At 73.7% G+C, this 14,680-nt stretch carries 16 protein-coding genes; 10 read left to right on the top strand and 6 right to left on the bottom strand.

Going from position 1 to position 14,680, the window contains the following annotated elements; genetic code table 11:
* From SJ20_RS02320 to SJ20_RS02300, 5 genes are all read left to right on the top strand, one after another.
* The coding region (locus tag SJ20_RS02320; RefSeq protein WP_044658817.1) for an ABC transporter ATP-binding protein at window positions 1–570 on the top strand (570 nt) is incomplete at its 5' end.
* Window positions 567–1,073, top strand: a complete 507-nt coding sequence (locus SJ20_RS02315; RefSeq protein ID WP_010080165.1) for a TetR family transcriptional regulator — start codon at window positions 567–569, stop codon at window positions 1,071–1,073. The genes SJ20_RS02320 and SJ20_RS02315, both read left to right, overlap by 4 nt.
* A gap of 212 nt (window positions 1,074–1,285) precedes the next feature.
* Window positions 1,286–2,641, top strand: coding sequence for an RNase H family protein (locus SJ20_RS02310; protein ID WP_044658816.1), 1,356 nt, complete (start codon window positions 1,286–1,288; stop codon window positions 2,639–2,641).
* A 60-nt stretch (window positions 2,642–2,701) separates the two neighbouring features.
* Window positions 2,702–4,144, top strand: a complete 1,443-nt coding sequence (locus tag SJ20_RS02305) for a sodium:alanine symporter family protein (protein ID WP_044658815.1) — start codon at window positions 2,702–2,704, stop codon at window positions 4,142–4,144.
* A gap of 189 nt (window positions 4,145–4,333) precedes the next feature.
* Window positions 4,334–4,726: a hypothetical protein gene (locus tag SJ20_RS02300; RefSeq protein ID WP_044658814.1), complete on the top strand. Its 393-nt coding sequence runs from the start codon at window positions 4,334–4,336 to the stop codon at window positions 4,724–4,726.
* 137 nt (window positions 4,727–4,863) lie between these two features.
* On the opposite strand, the gene SJ20_RS02295 is transcribed toward SJ20_RS02300, so the two are convergent.
* Window positions 4,864–5,118 carry a DUF6480 family protein gene (locus SJ20_RS02295; RefSeq protein WP_044658813.1) on the bottom strand — a complete coding sequence of 85 codons (255 nt, stop codon included), beginning with the start codon at window positions 5,116–5,118 and terminating at the stop codon, window positions 4,864–4,866.
* A 258-nt stretch (window positions 5,119–5,376) separates the two neighbouring features.
* Between SJ20_RS02295 and SJ20_RS02290 the strand changes: the two genes are divergently transcribed.
* Genes SJ20_RS02290 through SJ20_RS02280 form a run of 3 tightly spaced genes read left to right on the top strand, consistent with a single transcriptional unit; the run spans window position 5,377 to window position 9,346 of the window.
* Window positions 5,377–6,525: an acetyl-CoA C-acetyltransferase gene (locus tag SJ20_RS02290; protein ID WP_044658812.1), complete on the top strand. Its 1,149-nt coding sequence runs from the start codon at window positions 5,377–5,379 to the stop codon at window positions 6,523–6,525.
* Between the two features lie 20 nt (window positions 6,526–6,545).
* Entirely contained in the window at window positions 6,546–8,147 is a 1,602-nt protein-coding gene (locus tag SJ20_RS02285) for a fatty acyl-CoA synthetase (protein WP_044658811.1), read from the top strand.
* Window positions 8,144–9,346: an acyl-CoA dehydrogenase family protein gene (locus SJ20_RS02280; RefSeq protein ID WP_044658810.1), complete on the top strand. Its 1,203-nt coding sequence runs from the start codon at window positions 8,144–8,146 to the stop codon at window positions 9,344–9,346. Before SJ20_RS02285 ends, SJ20_RS02280 begins: the two co-directional genes overlap by 4 nt.
* A gap of 9 nt (window positions 9,347–9,355) precedes the next feature.
* On the opposite strand, the gene SJ20_RS02275 is transcribed toward SJ20_RS02280, so the two are convergent.
* Window positions 9,356–9,742 (bottom strand): hypothetical protein, encoded by a 387-nt coding sequence (locus tag SJ20_RS02275; RefSeq protein ID WP_044658809.1) that lies wholly within the window; start codon window positions 9,740–9,742, stop codon window positions 9,356–9,358.
* A 132-nt stretch (window positions 9,743–9,874) separates the two neighbouring features.
* Here SJ20_RS02275 and SJ20_RS02270 point away from each other — a divergent pair, with 132 nt between their 5' ends.
* Entirely contained in the window at window positions 9,875–10,417 is a 543-nt protein-coding gene (locus tag SJ20_RS02270; protein ID WP_044658808.1) for a MarR family winged helix-turn-helix transcriptional regulator, read from the top strand.
* A gap of 9 nt (window positions 10,418–10,426) precedes the next feature.
* Here the strand turns inward: SJ20_RS02270 and SJ20_RS12260 are convergent, their stop codons facing one another.
* Window positions 10,427–10,555: a hypothetical protein gene (locus tag SJ20_RS12260; RefSeq protein WP_255351296.1), complete on the bottom strand. Its 129-nt coding sequence runs from the start codon at window positions 10,553–10,555 to the stop codon at window positions 10,427–10,429.
* 21 nt (window positions 10,556–10,576) lie between these two features.
* On the opposite strand from SJ20_RS12260, the gene SJ20_RS02265 reads away from it, so the two are divergent.
* Complete coding sequence (locus SJ20_RS02265) at window positions 10,577–11,377, top strand: enoyl-CoA hydratase/isomerase family protein (protein WP_044658807.1); 801 nt, start codon at window positions 10,577–10,579, stop codon at window positions 11,375–11,377.
* A gap of 58 nt (window positions 11,378–11,435) precedes the next feature.
* Here SJ20_RS02265 and SJ20_RS02260 read toward each other — a convergent pair whose 3' ends face one another.
* From SJ20_RS02260 to SJ20_RS02245, 3 genes are all read right to left on the bottom strand, one after another.
* Window positions 11,436–12,026 (bottom strand): hypothetical protein, encoded by a 591-nt coding sequence (locus SJ20_RS02260; protein WP_131661431.1) that lies wholly within the window; start codon window positions 12,024–12,026, stop codon window positions 11,436–11,438.
* Between the two features lie 109 nt (window positions 12,027–12,135).
* The gene (locus tag SJ20_RS12065) at window positions 12,136–13,329 is read right to left on the bottom strand and encodes a 4a-hydroxytetrahydrobiopterin dehydratase (protein ID WP_052833424.1); all 1,194 of its coding nucleotides are present in this window, start codon (window positions 13,327–13,329) and stop codon (window positions 12,136–12,138) included.
* A gap of 170 nt (window positions 13,330–13,499) precedes the next feature.
* Window positions 13,500–14,390, bottom strand: a complete 891-nt coding sequence (locus tag SJ20_RS02245) for an Abi family protein (RefSeq protein ID WP_165577050.1) — start codon at window positions 14,388–14,390, stop codon at window positions 13,500–13,502.
* Window positions 14,391–14,680 lie beyond the last annotated feature (290 nt).

Raw genomic sequence — 14,680 nt, 5'->3', positions numbered from 1 at the left:
TCCGGCTCGGGCAAGTCCACCATCCTGCGCGGGATCGCCGGGCTCGAGGACGTCGTGGCGGGCACGGTGGAGCTCGACGGGCGGGACGTGGCGGCGGTGCCGACGCACCGCCGGGGCGTGGGGATGGTGTTCCAGGACGGGCAGCTGTTCCCGCACCGGACCGTGGGCCGGAACGTGGCGTACGGCCTCGAGTCCGCCGGCTGGGACCGGGCCCGGCGGCGGGCACGCGTGGCCGAGCTGCTGGACCTGGTGGGCCTGACCGAGCTCACGGACCGGCCCGTGCAGCGACTCTCCGGCGGGCAGGCCCAGCGCGTGGCGCTCGCCCGGTCGCTGGCCCCGGCCCCGCGGGTGCTCCTGCTGGACGAGCCGCTGTCCGCGCTCGACGCGGACCTGCGCCGGCGCCTGGCCGAGGACATCCGGGCGGTGCTGCGGGCGGCGGGGACGACCGGCGTCGTCGTCACCCACGACCTCGCGGAGGCCGCCGTGATGGCCGACCGCACCGTGCGCCTCGGCGCGGGGGGACGCATCGCGGCGGAGGAGGACGGCCCGGCGGTAGCCTCTCAGGCATGACCCCGCCCGCACCCCGCCCCCGGCTGACCGCCCAGGACGTGGTGGACGCCGCCGTCGGGATCCTGCAGGACTTCGGCATGGGCGACCTGTCCATGCGGCGCGTGGCCGCGGTGCTGGGCGTGCAGGCCTCCGCGCTGTACTGGCACGTGCCGGACAAGCAGTCGCTGCTGGCGCGGGTGGCGGACCGGATCGTCGCCGAGGCGGAGGAGACCGTGCGCGCCCGCCGCGTCACGGACCTGGCGGGCCGCGCCGAGGCCGCGGAGGCCGCCCTGCTGCGGCACCGGGACGGGGCGGACGTGGTGCTCTCCGCCCTCGCGCTCGGGCTGGGCGGCCTCGGCCTGCACCGTCTGCTCACCGAGGCGGCGGACACCCCGGAGGACGGGGAGCGGGCCCTGGCGCTGCTGCTGGGCACCGTGTCCCTGCGGCAGCAGCGCGCGCAGGCGCAGGCGCTCGGCGTGCCGACCGGCCCGGACGTGCAGCGGCACCGCACGGACCCGCTCTGACGCCTCGTCCGACGCGGCCGCGCGGGAGGCCGAGGAGAGGAGACCTGCCTCCTCACAGGTGCGCTCGGTAAGGTCGCCCAGAGCAGAACAGGTCGGGACGGGTCGTCCCCTTCGTCCACGGCGATCCCGCCCGACCGCCGCAGGACCAGCATGGCCCGCCGGACCCGGCTCACAGTTCCGGCGCGGTCCCCTTCGACACAGCCGGCGAAGCCATGGGAGCACGGATCAACCACCCGCGGACGGTCGTGGACCGGACGCTGCATCACGACGTCGAGCCCGCACACCCCGCGGCGCTCGTCGACGTGGGCTGGGACTTCCGTGGCCCGGGCGCCAAGGCGGAGGAGCAGCACCGCCCGCTGCGCGTGGTCCGTGCCCGCCGGCCTCGGGGCACCCCGCGGGACCGGAACGGCGTCGACCTCACGCGCACCGGCCCCGTCGTCCCCCGCCCCTCCCCGCCGCGCACCCGGATCCGCCGGGACGGCGTCCGCGTGGTGGCCAGCCCGCTGGCCATGCTGCCCGGCGTGGACCACGGCCCCGCCCTCCGCCTGGACCTGCATCCGACGACGGGGGGCATCGTCTACGTGGCCCGCGAGCTCGAGCTGCGCGAGCTCGGCGACGACGTCCGCGGCCACGTCTACACCGGGATGGTCGGCACGGCGCATCTGAGCGTCTTCTGGTCCACCGTCACCGTCGACCTGCCACCGGAGCGCCCGGTGATCGTGCGGCTGCGCTCGGACCGGGACGCCGAGCTGCTCTCCCTGCTCGAGGTCCTCGCCCCCGTGGACACGCGCGTGGTCTCCTACCGGCTCGACGAGTCCCCCGTGGGCACGCAGCGCTCCAGCTACCTGCTGCCGGACGTGGACCCGGAGACGGTCGCCCAGACGGGCGCGGCCCGGATCCCGCTCGAGGCCATCGAGGCCGCCCAGGAGGAGGAGGACGCGCTGCGCCGCTCCTCCGGCGTCTTCCTCTCCCGCCGCCGCACGGACCGCTTCCTGCGCCGCAACCTGCCCGGGGTGACCCACAGCCTCACGTTCGCGGACGAGGCGGACGTGACGGACGTGTACGTGGACGGCTCCGTGCTGCGCGGCTCCCGCATCGGCGGGGCGGCCGCCGTCGCCGGGCCGAGCATGTGGGCCGTGCAGGCCGTGGCCGGGGCCACGATGCCGCTCGAGGTGGAACTCGAGGCGCTCGTGCTGGGGCACGTGATCTGCGCGTGGGCGGGCACCCCCGGCGGCCGGGTCACCATCCACTCGGACTCGCGCGCCGCGCTGGCCCTGCTCAACGCCGCCCGCCGCGAGCGGCTCACCCTCGGCGGCGCCCGGGGCGAGCGCATCCGCCGCACCCTGCGGCGCCTGCTGGCCGCCGTCGACCTGGCGCAGGCCGCGGACGTCCAGGTGGACACCACGTGGGTCAAGGGCCACGTGGGCGTGCACGGCAACGAACTGGCCGACGACCTCGCCCGGGCCGCCGCCCGCCACGCCAGCGTCGGCACCCCCGAGGGGGACCTGCCCGAGCGGATGGGGCAGCTGATCCAGCTCCGCGTCGAGGACGACGCCGCCGCCGGCTGACCCCGGCCCCGATTCCCCGTCCTCCGCCCCAGCCTCTAGGGTGGGGCTGTGGAAGCGACAGTGGAACAGATCACAGCGGCCATCACGGCCCTGAACGACAAGTACTGGTACGTCGTGATGGCGCTGCTCTTCGTGGCCGGGGTGTGGTTCACCATCCGGACCGTGGGCGTGCAGGTGCGCATGCTCCCGGAGATGCTGCGGTCGGTGACGGCCAAGTCCCAGACCGGATTCGAGAACGACGGCGTGAGCCCGTTCCGCGCCTTCACCATCTCGGCGGCCTCGCGCGTGGGCACCGGCAACGTGGCCGGCGTGGCGATCGCGATCGTGATCGGCGGCCCGGGCGCCGTGTTCTGGATGTGGCTGCTGGCGATCATCGGCGGCGCCACCGCGTTCGTCGAGTCCACGCTGGCCCAGCTGTACAAGCAGAAGGGCGCGGACGGCTACTTCGGCGGGCCCGCGTACTACATCCGCGACGGTCTGGGCGCGAAGTGGCTGGCGGCCGTGTTCGCCGTCGCCATCACCGTGACCTACGGCTTCGTGTTCAACGCCGTGCAGTCCAACTCGATCTCCGAGTCCGTGCAGGCCAACTGGGGCGCGTCCTCCACCACCGCGTGGATCGTGGGCCTGGGCCTGGCCGCCCTCACCGGCCTCGTGATCTTCGGCGGCGTGCGCCGGCTCTCGGCCGTGACCAACGTGCTGGTCCCCGTGATGGCCACGTTCTACATCTTCCTGGCCCTGATCGTGATGGTCGTCAACATCACCGAGGTCCCGGGCATGATCGCGCTGATCGTGGGCCACGCCTTCGGCCTGCGCGAGGTCGCGGGCGCCGCCGTCGGCATGACGATGGTGATGCAGGGCGTGCGCCGCGGCATGTTCTCCAACGAGGCCGGCATGGGCTCCGCCCCGAACGCCGCCGCCACCGCGGCCGTCTCCCACCCGGCCAAGCAGGGCTTCGTGCAGTCCCTGGGCGTCTACTTCGACACCCTGATCGTGTGCTCGGCCACCGCGTTCGTCGTCCTGCTCTCCAACCCGGCCTACGGACGCGGGGAGGCGCTCGGCATGCAGGTGACCCAGGGTGCGCTCCAGCAGGCCGTGGGCGCGTGGGCCGGCCCGGCGCTGACCGTCATCATCTTCTTCCTGGCCTGGTCCTCCGTGCTGGGCAACACCTACTACGGCGAGGCCAACATCCGGTACCTGGCCGGCCGCCACGCGGGCCCGGCCATCACCGTGTTCCGCGTGCTCGTGCTGGTGTGCGTGGTCGGCGGCGCGCTGGGCTCCGTGGCGCTGGTGTGGAACCTCGCGGACACGTTCGCGGCCCTCATGGCGACCATCAACCTCGTGGCGATCATCCCGCTGGGCGGACTGGCCGTGAAGCTGCTCCGGGACTACGAGCGCAAGCTCAAGGCGGGCATGGATCCGGGCTTCCACCTCTCCGACCTGCCCGAGGCACGGAACGTGGCCCTGTGGCGGGACGAGCCGAAGACCTCCCCGCTCCAGGACTGACGCCCCCGCCCGCGCGTTTCGAGGCGGGATATCGACCCCATCTGGCTGCCGCGGGCGGCCGTGGGGTGGATATCCCGCCTCGATGCATGAGGAGGCCCGGTCTGGACACCGTGCGGGGGTCGGCGCCTAGGTTGAGGCGCACCCGACCGGCCACGCCCGAGCGGCCGGCACGACGTCCGAGGAGGACACATGGGCATCCTCTCCAGCCTCACCCGCACTCTCGGCGGCGGCCGCCGCTCCAGCCGACCCACCATCGGTGCACACGTCGGCCGGTCCCCCGGCTTCGGCCGGCAGGCCCGCTCTCAGCGACGCCCCTCCAGCGGCCTGGGCGGTGCCCTCCTGGGCACGCTCGGCGGTCTGGCGCTGCGTGAGCTCTCGCGCCGCGGCGCCGGGGGCACGACGCGCGGGCGCCGCCCCGGTGCGTACCGCGGCGGCTTCGGGCCCTCGGCCCGGTCCACGGGCGGCCTCGGCACCGGCCTGCTGGGCGGGCTGCTCGGCGGGGCCCTCGCCTCCCGCGGTCGGTCCGGTGCCGTCGGCCGACGCGCGGCGGGTGGCCGCCGGACCGTGGGCGGCGGCTTCTGACCGCTGCGCGGGCGGGGAGTCGCCGCTGAACAGCATCACCGCGGAGCGGACACGGCATGGGGCGGGCACCGACGGATCGGTGCCCGCCCCGCGGTCGTGGTGGGCCGGCGGCGTGCCCCAGGCGTCTGCGCCGCGGCTCAGCCGAGGCCGGCGACGCGGCCCAGGATGAACAGCAGGACGCCGATGACCACGAGGGCGATGATCACCGCGAGCACGATCTTGCCGACCGAGCGCTCGCCGGTCTGCTCCACGTCCATGCCCGGGTTGTCCGGGCCGACGCCCGCGCCCTCGGCTGGGGGCGTGTCGCCGTCGAACGCGACGCCGGAGGTCTCGTCCGTCGCCTCGCGTGCGCGCCGGGCGTCCTGGGGGTCGGGGGTGTGCGGGGTGGCCATGGCCGGCTCCTCTCGTCTCGGCGGCACGGGTGCGCGCCGCTGGCCCTCATGGTAGGCCCGGGGCAGGGGGTCCTGACCAGGGTATGGCGACGCCCGCCCCAGCGCTTTCGTGGCCGAAACGGCGCGCCCCGAGCCGCTTTCGTTGACGAAACGGCGCTCCTCCACGCCGCCGCGACGGATCCCGTCACCCTCTTGATCGTTGGACGTCCAAGCAATAGCGTGATCGGCGTCACGTCCCCGCCGTCCAGAGGAGCCCCCATGCCCGAGGCCTACATCATCGACGCCGTCCGCACCCCCGTGGGTCGCCGAGGGAAGGGGCTCGCCGGTGTGCATCCCCTCGATCTGGCGGCCGCGCCGTTGCGCGAGCTCGTCGCCCGCCAGGACATCGACTCGGCCGAATACGACGAGGTCATCCTCGGCTGCATCGACCAGCTCGGCCCGCAGGCCATGGACGTGGCGCGCAACGCCTGGCTCGCGGCCGGGCTCTCCGAGGACGTCCCCGGCACCACGGTCGAACGCCAGTGCGGCTCCGGCCAGCAGGCGGTGCACTACGCCGCACAGGCCGTCATGAGCGGGACGGCGGACCTCGTCGTCGCCGGCGGCGTGCAGTCCATGTCCGCGATCCCGCTCTCCCGGTCCAACAGCGCGGCCGCCGACTTCGGCTTCCCCGACCCGTTCACCGGCTCCGAGTCCTGGGCCGCCCGCTACGGGGACGAGGAGATCTCCCAGTTCCGCGGGGCCGAGATGATGGCCCGGCACTGGAACCTGGACCGTGACGCCCTGGAGGAGTTCGCGGTGCGCTCCCACGAGCGCGCGCTCGCCGCCCAGGCCGACGGTCGCTTCGACCGCGAGATCATCCCGCTCGCCGGCCTCACCGCGGACGAGGGCCCCCGCACCCCGGACGCCGCGAAGATCGCCTCGCTCGACCCGATCGTCCCCGGCGGGCTGCACACCGCGGCCACCGCGTCCCAGATGTCCGACGGCGCGGCCGCCCTCCTGCTCGCCTCCGAGGAGGCCGTGCGCCGCCACGGCCTCACCCCGCGAGCCCGCATCCACCACCTCTCCGCCCGCGGCGCCGACCCCGTGATGATGCTCTCCGCCCCGATCCCGGCGACGGCGTACGCGCTCGACCGCATGGGCCTGACCATCGACGACATGGACCTCGTGGAGATCAACGAGGCGTTCGCCGCCGTCGTGCTGGCCTGGCTGACCGAGACCGGCGCGGACCCGGCGAAGGTCAACGTCAACGGCGGGGCGATCGCCCTAGGCCACCCCATCGGCGCCACCGGCGCCCGCCTGATGACCTCCCTGCTGCACGAGCTCGAGCGCACGGGCGGCCGCTACGGCCTGCAGACCATGTGCGAGGGCGGCGGCCAGGCCAACGTCACCGTGATCGAACGTCTCTGACCCATCCCCCGGAGGTTCCCATGCCCGACCAGATCACCCACCCCACCGACGCCGCCACCCACCTCTCCCCCGCCCCGGAGGACACGATCGGCCGCGTGTTCGCACGCGCGGTCGCCCGCTCCCCGCAGGCCGTCGCCCTGCGCTTCGAGGACCGCGACTGGACCTACGCCCAGCTCCGGGACGGAGCGCACCGCGTGGCCCGCCGTCTCCAGGACACCGGCCTGCCGGCCGGCACCCGGGTGGCCGCCTACGCCGCCAACTCGGACGCCTACGCGCTGCTCTTCCTCGCCTGCGTCACGGCCGGCTACGTGCACGTGCCCGTGAACTTCGCGCTCAAGGGCGGCGAGCTCGCGCACGCCCTCGAGGACTCCGGCGCGGAGCTGCTCGTGGCCGACGCCGGCATGCTCGAGCGGGTCGACCAGGTCCGGGCCGAGGGCCGCGCGTCGGCTCTGCGGCACGTGTGGACCATGCTCCCCGCCGGCCACGCCGAGCCCTCCGTGCTGGAGACCGCCCGGGACGAGACGTTGGACGCCGCCGCCCCGGAGGCGGAGGTGTCGGCCACCGACCTGGCCCAGCTGCTCTACACCTCCGGCACCACCTCCACCCCCAAGGGCGCCATGATGTCCCACCGGGCGCTCGTGGCGGAGTACCTCTCCTCGATCATCGCGCTGGACTTCACGGCCGAGGACCGCCCCCTGGTGGCCATGCCGCTGTACCACTCGGCCGCGATGCACGTGTTCCTGCTCCCCTACCTGAGCCTCGGCGCCACGGTGCGACTGCTCGCCGCCCCGGACATCCCCCGGATGCTCGAGCTCGTGGAGACCGAGCACATCGGCTCCCTGTTCCTGGCGCCCACCGTCTGGGTGCCGCTGGCGAACCATCCGGACCTGGCCACGCGCGACCTCTCCTCGCTGCGCAAGGCCCAGTACGGGGCCTCGATCATGCCGGTGACCGTGCTGCAGCGCCTGCGTCAGAGCCAGCCGGGCATCGGCTTCTACAACTGCTTCGGCCAGTCCGAGCTGGGCCCCCTGTGCACGGTGCTGCGCCCCGAGGAGCACGACGCGCGGCCGGCCTCATGCGGCCGCCCCGTGTTCCACGTGGAGGCGCGGGTGATGACGGCCGACGGCGCCCCCGCCGCGCCCGGCGAGCCCGGCGAGATCCAGTACCGCTCGCCGCAGCTGCTCTCCGGCTACTGGAACCGCCCGGACGCCACCGCGGACGCCTTCACCGACGACGGCTGGTTCCGCTCCGGCGACCAGGTCACCCAGGACGCGGCCGGCTACATCCAGGTGGTGGACCGCATCAAGGACGTCATCAACACGGGCGGCGTGCTGGTCGCCCCGCGGGAGGTCGAGGACGCGATCTACGAGCTCGATGAGGTGGCCGAGGTCGCCGTCATCGGCCTGCCGGACGAACGCTGGATCGAGGCGGTGACCGCCGTCGTCGTGCTCAAGGAGGGCGCTGAGCTGACCGCGGAGACCGTGCGCGCCCACGTGAAGGAGCGGCTGGCGGGCTTCAAGGTGCCCAAGCGCGTGGACTTCGTGGCGGAGCTGCCGCGGAACCAGTCGGGCAAGCTGCTCAAGCGCGCGCTGCGCGCCGAGCGGACGCAGGGGTCGAAGTGACCAGCCTGCAGAAGCCGATCTACGACGTCGTCACGCCCCTGGACGTCGATTACCTGGACGCGTTCGGGGAGGCGACGGACGAGGACCGCGCGCACTGGGACCGCGCCCGCGCCTACGGCCGGGAGGTGCTCGAGCGGATCGACGGGCACTGGGACCGGGCGGAGTACCCGTTGGACCTGGTGGCGCGGGCGGGCGAGCTGGACCTGCTCACCGACGGGCTGGAGGTGCCGGGGCACCCGGTGATGTCGCCGTTGGCCGCGGGCCTGGTGGCGATGGAGATCTCCCGGGCGGACGGGTCGATGGCCGCGGCTGCGGCCGTGCAGGGCGGGCTCGTGCTGCGCGCCCTGGTGCACTGCGCGAGCCCGGAGCAGAAGGAGCGGTACCTCGAGCCGGTGGCGCGCGGCACGCTGCCGGGCGGGTTCGCGCTCACGGAGCCGCTGCACGGTTCGGACTCGGTGTCCCTCGAGACGTCCGCGCGGCCCGACGGCGCCGGCGGCTGGGTGCTGAACGGCGCCAAGAAGTGGATCGGCAACGGGGCCGCCGGGGGCATCACGATCGTGTGGGCGCGCGACACCGAGGACGGCCAGGTCAAGGGCTTCGTGGTGGAGCAGTCCACGCCCGGCTACGAGGCCGAGGTGATCACGGGCAAGGGCGCGCTGCGGGCGATCCACCAGGCCGAGATCACGCTGACCGACGTGCGGGTCGGCGACGACGCGCGGCTGCCGGGCGTGGCGAGGTTCAAGGACGCCGCGCGCGCGCTGGTGGCCACCCGCGTGAACGTGGGCTGGTCCGCGCTGGGCCACGCGACCGCGATGTTCGAGGCCGCGCTGGCCTACGCCCGGCAGCGGGAGCAGTTCGGCAAGCCGCTGGGAGCGCACCAGATGGTGCAGGAACGGCTCGCGCAGATGCTGGACGAGGTGACCGCGATGCAGACCCGTTGCGTGGCCGTGGCCCGCCTGCAGGCGGCCGGGCGGCTGCGTGACGAGCAGGCCTCCCTGCTGAAGTACGCCTGCACCCGGGGCGCGCGGCGGGTGGCGCAGATCGCCCGGGACATGCTCGGCGGCAACGGCATCCTCCTGGAGCACCGGGTGATGCGGCACTTCGCCGACGTCGAGGCGCTGCACACCTACGAGGGCACCGAGTCCGTGCAGGCGTTGATCCTCGGCCGGGACCTGACCGGGATGAGCGCGTTCGCGTGAGCGCCTCCCTCAGGGCGCGGAGACGACCCCCACGCCCACCCGGGGCAGGCTGCGGTCCACGACCAGCTCCAGCCGACGTTCGTGGAACCGTGCGCCGAGCAGCTCCTCGAGGTCCTCGACGAGGTGCACCGTGATGGTCTCGATGACCGCCGCGGTGTCCTCTCCGTCCCGCAGGATGCAGTCCACCTCCAGCGCGGGGGCGGAGGGGGTGCCGGTGATGGCGAACCTGGCCTCAGCGACCTCGGGGAACACGGTGACGGCCCGCGCGGCACTCATGGCCAGGAGGGCGCAGCGCTGACGGAAGGCGGCGGGCTGCGGCGCCGGGGACTCGAGGACGGGCGGGACGGCGGACAGGGTCCGCCCCATGGCCTGGGGGGCCTCCAGCGTTGCTGTCATGACATTCCTCTCGCCGCGGCCCGGGCGCCCCCTCACAGAGATCGCCGTGACCTGGAAAATGTTAGTCTAACTATGCGTTAGGAAGACTAACCAAATTTTCGGGGTGACGTGAACAGGGAGGTTCAAGAGCGCATGGGTGAGGAGCACATCACGCTGACCAGCACGGATGGCGAACCGACGTCGGGCTACTGGTACACCCGCGGCGCCAACGAGATCGAACCTGTGGACGTGCTCAACCTGCTGCGACGCTACCGGGAGGCCGAACGGCGCATGCGCGCCCGCACCCGGGACAGCATGGGGATGGGAGAGACCCACCTGTCAGCCCTGCGTTACCTGCTGCGGGCCGACCGACGCGGCCACAAGGTCCGTCAGCGGGATCTGGCCAGCGCCCTGGAGATCACCCCGGCCTCCGCCAGCGCCCTGGTGGACCGACTGGTCCGAGACGGCTACGCCCGACGGGCGCCCCACCCACAGGACCGCCGATCCGTGGTGGTGGAGCCGACGGCCAAGACGGACCACGAGGTCCGCGCCACCCTGGGCGCCATGCACCGCAGTATGCTCGCCGCGGTGGAGGGCCTCACCCCGGCCGAGCTCGCCGGCGCGGCCGCGTTCCTGCGGGCCCTGATCCGCAGCGTGGAGGAGCATGACGAGGACGAGGCGGACCAGCCCGCGTGAGGAACAGACTCAGCGGAACAGGTCCCAGACGCTGAACGTGGTGCGCTTGTAGACCGCGTTGTAGGCGGCGCGCTTCGGATCGCGCACCCACCCCATGCCCGGCCGGCCGTCCTCGCGGCCGGCACCCGTGCACCGCACCCGCCAACCCCAGGAGCTGACATGAGCACCGCACCCACCCCTTCTTCCTCCGACGACGCCCCCGCCGTCCTCGTCGAGACGCGGCCCGGCGTCGTGCGGCTGACGCTGAACCGGCCCGCGAAGGGCAACGCGCTCGGACTGACGATGGCGCGCGAGGTGCTCGCGGCGATCGCCGCGGCCGAGGCGGACGAGTCCGTGCACGTGCTCACGCTGACCGGCGCGGGACGGATCTTCTGCGGCGGCGGGGACGTCCAGGCCATGGCCGCCTCCCCCGCCGGGCCGGAGCGGCGCGCGATGATCCAGGAACTTGGCGAGGCGGCGGGCGAGGTCGCGGTGGCGCTGACGGGCTCTCGCCTGCTGGTGCTGGCCGGCGTCAACGGGACGGCCGCCGGGGCGGGGCTCGGGCTCATGCTGGGCGGCGACGTCGTGCTGGTGCGCGAGGACGCGCAGCTGGTGACGGCGTTCTCCGCGCTCGGGATGACACCGGACACGGGCGTGTCCTACTGGCTGCCGCGGGTGCTGGGGCCGGTGCGCGCGACGCAGCTGTTGCTCGGCGGTCGGCGCCTGACCGGGACCGAGGCCGTGGAGTGGGGCCTGGCGACCGAGGCGGTGGCCGGGGACGCGTTCGCGGCGCGTCTGGCGGAGCTCGAGGACGAGCTGGTGGCCGGTCCGGCGCACACCTATGGGCCGACGAAGGCGCTGGCGCGCGGGGCCGACGTCGAGGCGCTGCGTGCACATGTGCGGCAGGAGGCGGCGTCGATCGCGGCGGCGTCCGAGCACCCGGAGGCCGTGCGGCGGGTGGAGGCGTTCGCGGGCCGGTGAGGGGCGGGCCGCGGCCCAGGCCGGCGGCGTCGCCCACTGAGGCGACGCCGCCGCGGGCTCAGGCCGGCGGCGGCTGCGCCGGCCCCCCGGCGAGGTCCGTCCGAGCCCCGGCGAAGCGGGCCATCCAGGGGAACCATCCCCGGGTGCGGTGCGCGTAGAGCACGAGCGCGACGAGCAGCGCCCCCAGCGTGCCCACGATCAGGTCCGTCATGGTGTCCGTGTTGCCTTTCTGGGTCTGGGCGCCGAGCACCTGGTCCGCGGTGAACTCGGCGACCTCCCACGCCAGGGCCACGAGCGAGTGCAGCCCCACCACGGTGAGGGCCTCGAGCCCGGGCGGCATGACCAGGCTCCGGCGGGCGGCGGCGACGCCCAGGAGCAGGACGGCCCCCAGCGCGATGGGCACGCCCGAGAAGAAGTGCACGAGGACGTCCCACCACGGCCAGGCGGCGTAGCGCCCGAGCGCGGCGCCCAGCCACGGGGCGGACAGCAGGAGAGCCGCATACATCGCGTGCAGGGAGGTGGGCAGGCGGACCCGGGCCGCGCGCTCGACGGCGATCGTCACGGGGACGACCATCGCGATCTGCACGCTGAGGCCGGCCGCCTCCGTCTCGCCCCGGGCGGCGAGGACGGCGGCGCTGACAAGCAGCACGACCGCGGCGAGGATCAGCGGCGAGCGCCGGACGAGCGCGCGCTGACAGGACCCGGGGACCGGACGGGACGGGGCGACGTCGGGAGCGGCGGGGCCGACGACGGGGCGCTCAGGCGGACGGCGGGACGGCATCGGGGACCAGCTCGTAGAGGTAGGCGGGACGGACGGCGTCGTCGTCCAGGGCGACGACGGCGGGCACGCGCCGGTAGCCGGCGCCCTCGAAGGCGTCGAGGCGGTCCCAGTGGTCCGGGAGGTCGACGGAGACCAGCAGCTGGGCGGGGACGTCGGCGATCTGGGCGGCGGGGTGCTCCGTTGCGGCCGGGGTGGCGAGGACGACGCCCGGGTAGCCCGTGGCGGCGCCGACGCCGCTGGCGTGGAGCACGCCGCGGACGGTGCCGGGCGCCCAGGTGCCGCGGACGCCGTCCATGACGCGGGCGTTCGAGCGGCCCGGGGCGAGGGTCCCGTAGGCGGCCAGGGCGGTGGGGGCGAGCACCTCGGCGGCGAGGCGGGCGACGGTGCGGGCCAGACGCACGTCCCGGGAGGTCAGGGCGCGGATGTCGTGGCTGTGCATGCGCACGCCGAGACGGCCGTAGGAGACGGCGAGGTCCGGGTGGTGGTCGGCGGCCTCGGCGGCCTCCCCGATCCGGTCCGCCAGGGCGAGGGCGGTGGCGAAGTCGCCGGTGGCATAGGTGATGGCGAGCTCAGGCGGGGTGGTGGAAGCGGAACCCGAGGCGGCGACCGCCCAGCCGGCCAGCTCGGGCGCGGCCGCGAGCGCCGCGGCGACGTCCGCCGGGTCGAGCGGGCGGGGGGCCGGGGTGGCGGCGAGGAGGTCCAGGGTGGAGGCGGGAGTGTCGACCCCGTCGCCGGAGGTGTCCATGAGTTCCGCGAGCCGGTCCAGCAAGGCTGCGATGGTGCCGTCATGGATCAGCCCATTGACGTGCCCGTCGGAGAAGCGCTCGCCGGACACCACCCACATGAAGACGCTGGCGAGTTCGTCACGCGTGTACTGCTCGATGGGGCCGAACAGACCGGGCTCGGCCAGTTCCGGCCGGTACTCCCGGTCCACCCCGACGACGGCCTGCACCGCATCCAGGCCGGTCCAGATGCGCTCGTCGTACGTCGCCCACGGGAGGTGGATCGTGCCGTCCGGCTGCGGGCCGCCGTGCCAGTCAGCTTCGACGCGCTCGTGGGCGAGGCGGCGCAGGACGACGATCGCCTCGATCTCCTCCGGCGTCGGCGGCCGCTCGGGTCGGGTGACGGTGGTGCCTGGCCGCCACTCCCCCCGGGGCGATGCCGCACTCACGCGCGAGTCCGCAGCAGGTTGCCGGGGTCAGGCTCGGGCTGGCCCGAAGCGCGGCCGGCAGTCCAGTCCGTGAAGGACGCCGTGAGGCTGGGCTTGCACAGTCCGATCTTCATAGGGCGAGCGTAGCGGCGGGGCCGGCAGGAAACGGTGCGGCGCAACCGCGTCCCACCTCAACCGCCGGCCGACGCGTAGGGCATCGGAGTGCGGAGTCCGTCCGAGAAGTGCCCTCCCTCGGCCAGCAGCTCTTGCGCGCTCTCCTCGAACCAGTCGCTTTGGGAGACCGCGCTGCAGTAGGTGGCCAGGCCAACCAGCAGAGGCATCATGCTCTGGCTGTCGTACTGCCCCCATCGCCGTTTGATCTTGGCCGCCTTCAGGCCGAGATCGGGGAGATTCGGCGGCACGGTGTTCCACAACCGCGAATGGTGCGCACATGTATTGCGCAGCACGGCGAGGCTGCGGACGGTGGAGGAGAACCCCATCTGCCGAAGGCCCCATGTGCCGGCGACGCCACGCCGCACCTGATCATCGCGGATGCAGTCGATCGCCTCGGAGAGGGTGTCGAGGGACAGGACGTCGACGACGGCCCACACCGGAGGCTGGCGGTAGCCGTCGGCACGATGACGCACCACGAACGGCTGTCGAGCACGATCCAGGTCATCCCGAATCGCTTGGTCCACGGGCACCTGGCGTTTCGGAGGCTGGGTGTAGGAATCAGCCTTCAGGAAGACACCGTACGGACCATGCCGTTCTGCGATCACGTGGGCGAACGACGTGCGGAGAGCCACCTCCACCTCTGCGACCGCCATGCCGCACTGCTCACGAAGCTGCTCGTCCGAGCGGTACAGAGAGGCGATCTTCGAGAATCGCGTGCCGTCCCGGAAACGGTTGTCTCCGAACGCAGGGTCGTGCTGGAAGAAACGCCAGTACCCGGAGAGCCGGTAGTAGCCGACCCTGCGGAGTTCCTCCAGCGCGATGTCGACGTCGTCGATCACCATCCCTCGTCGGCGCAGTAGGTCGATCTGCTCGTCGTAGGAGATCCAGGGTTTGCGGTTGTCCTTCACGTGCCCCTCCGAGATGCACATGGCCCCCGCGCATTTGAGCTGCGTCGCTGGAGCAAGGCCTGCAATGAGAAGCTTGGCGGGGGCTCTGTTGCGGACAGTCTATCTAACACGCGGCCCCGCGGGGCACGGGTGTGGACACGCTCATTCCTCCACCACCGGCCGTTCGCACCGCTCCTCGTGAGATTCGGCCGCGCCCGCTCATGTGGCCGTACGAGACGGTCTGGTCCGGGTGTTGCTCGGCGGCCTGCCTGATCCAGTTCGCCCCGGCGCCACTCGGAGCTCATGGCGGG

The sequence above is a fragment of the Micrococcus sp. MS-ASIII-49 genome (genome assembly GCF_000946635.1).
GTDB classification, from domain to species: domain Bacteria; phylum Actinomycetota; class Actinomycetes; order Actinomycetales; family Micrococcaceae; genus Micrococcus; species Micrococcus luteus.
This window is presented reverse-complemented; position numbering and strand designations above follow the sequence as displayed.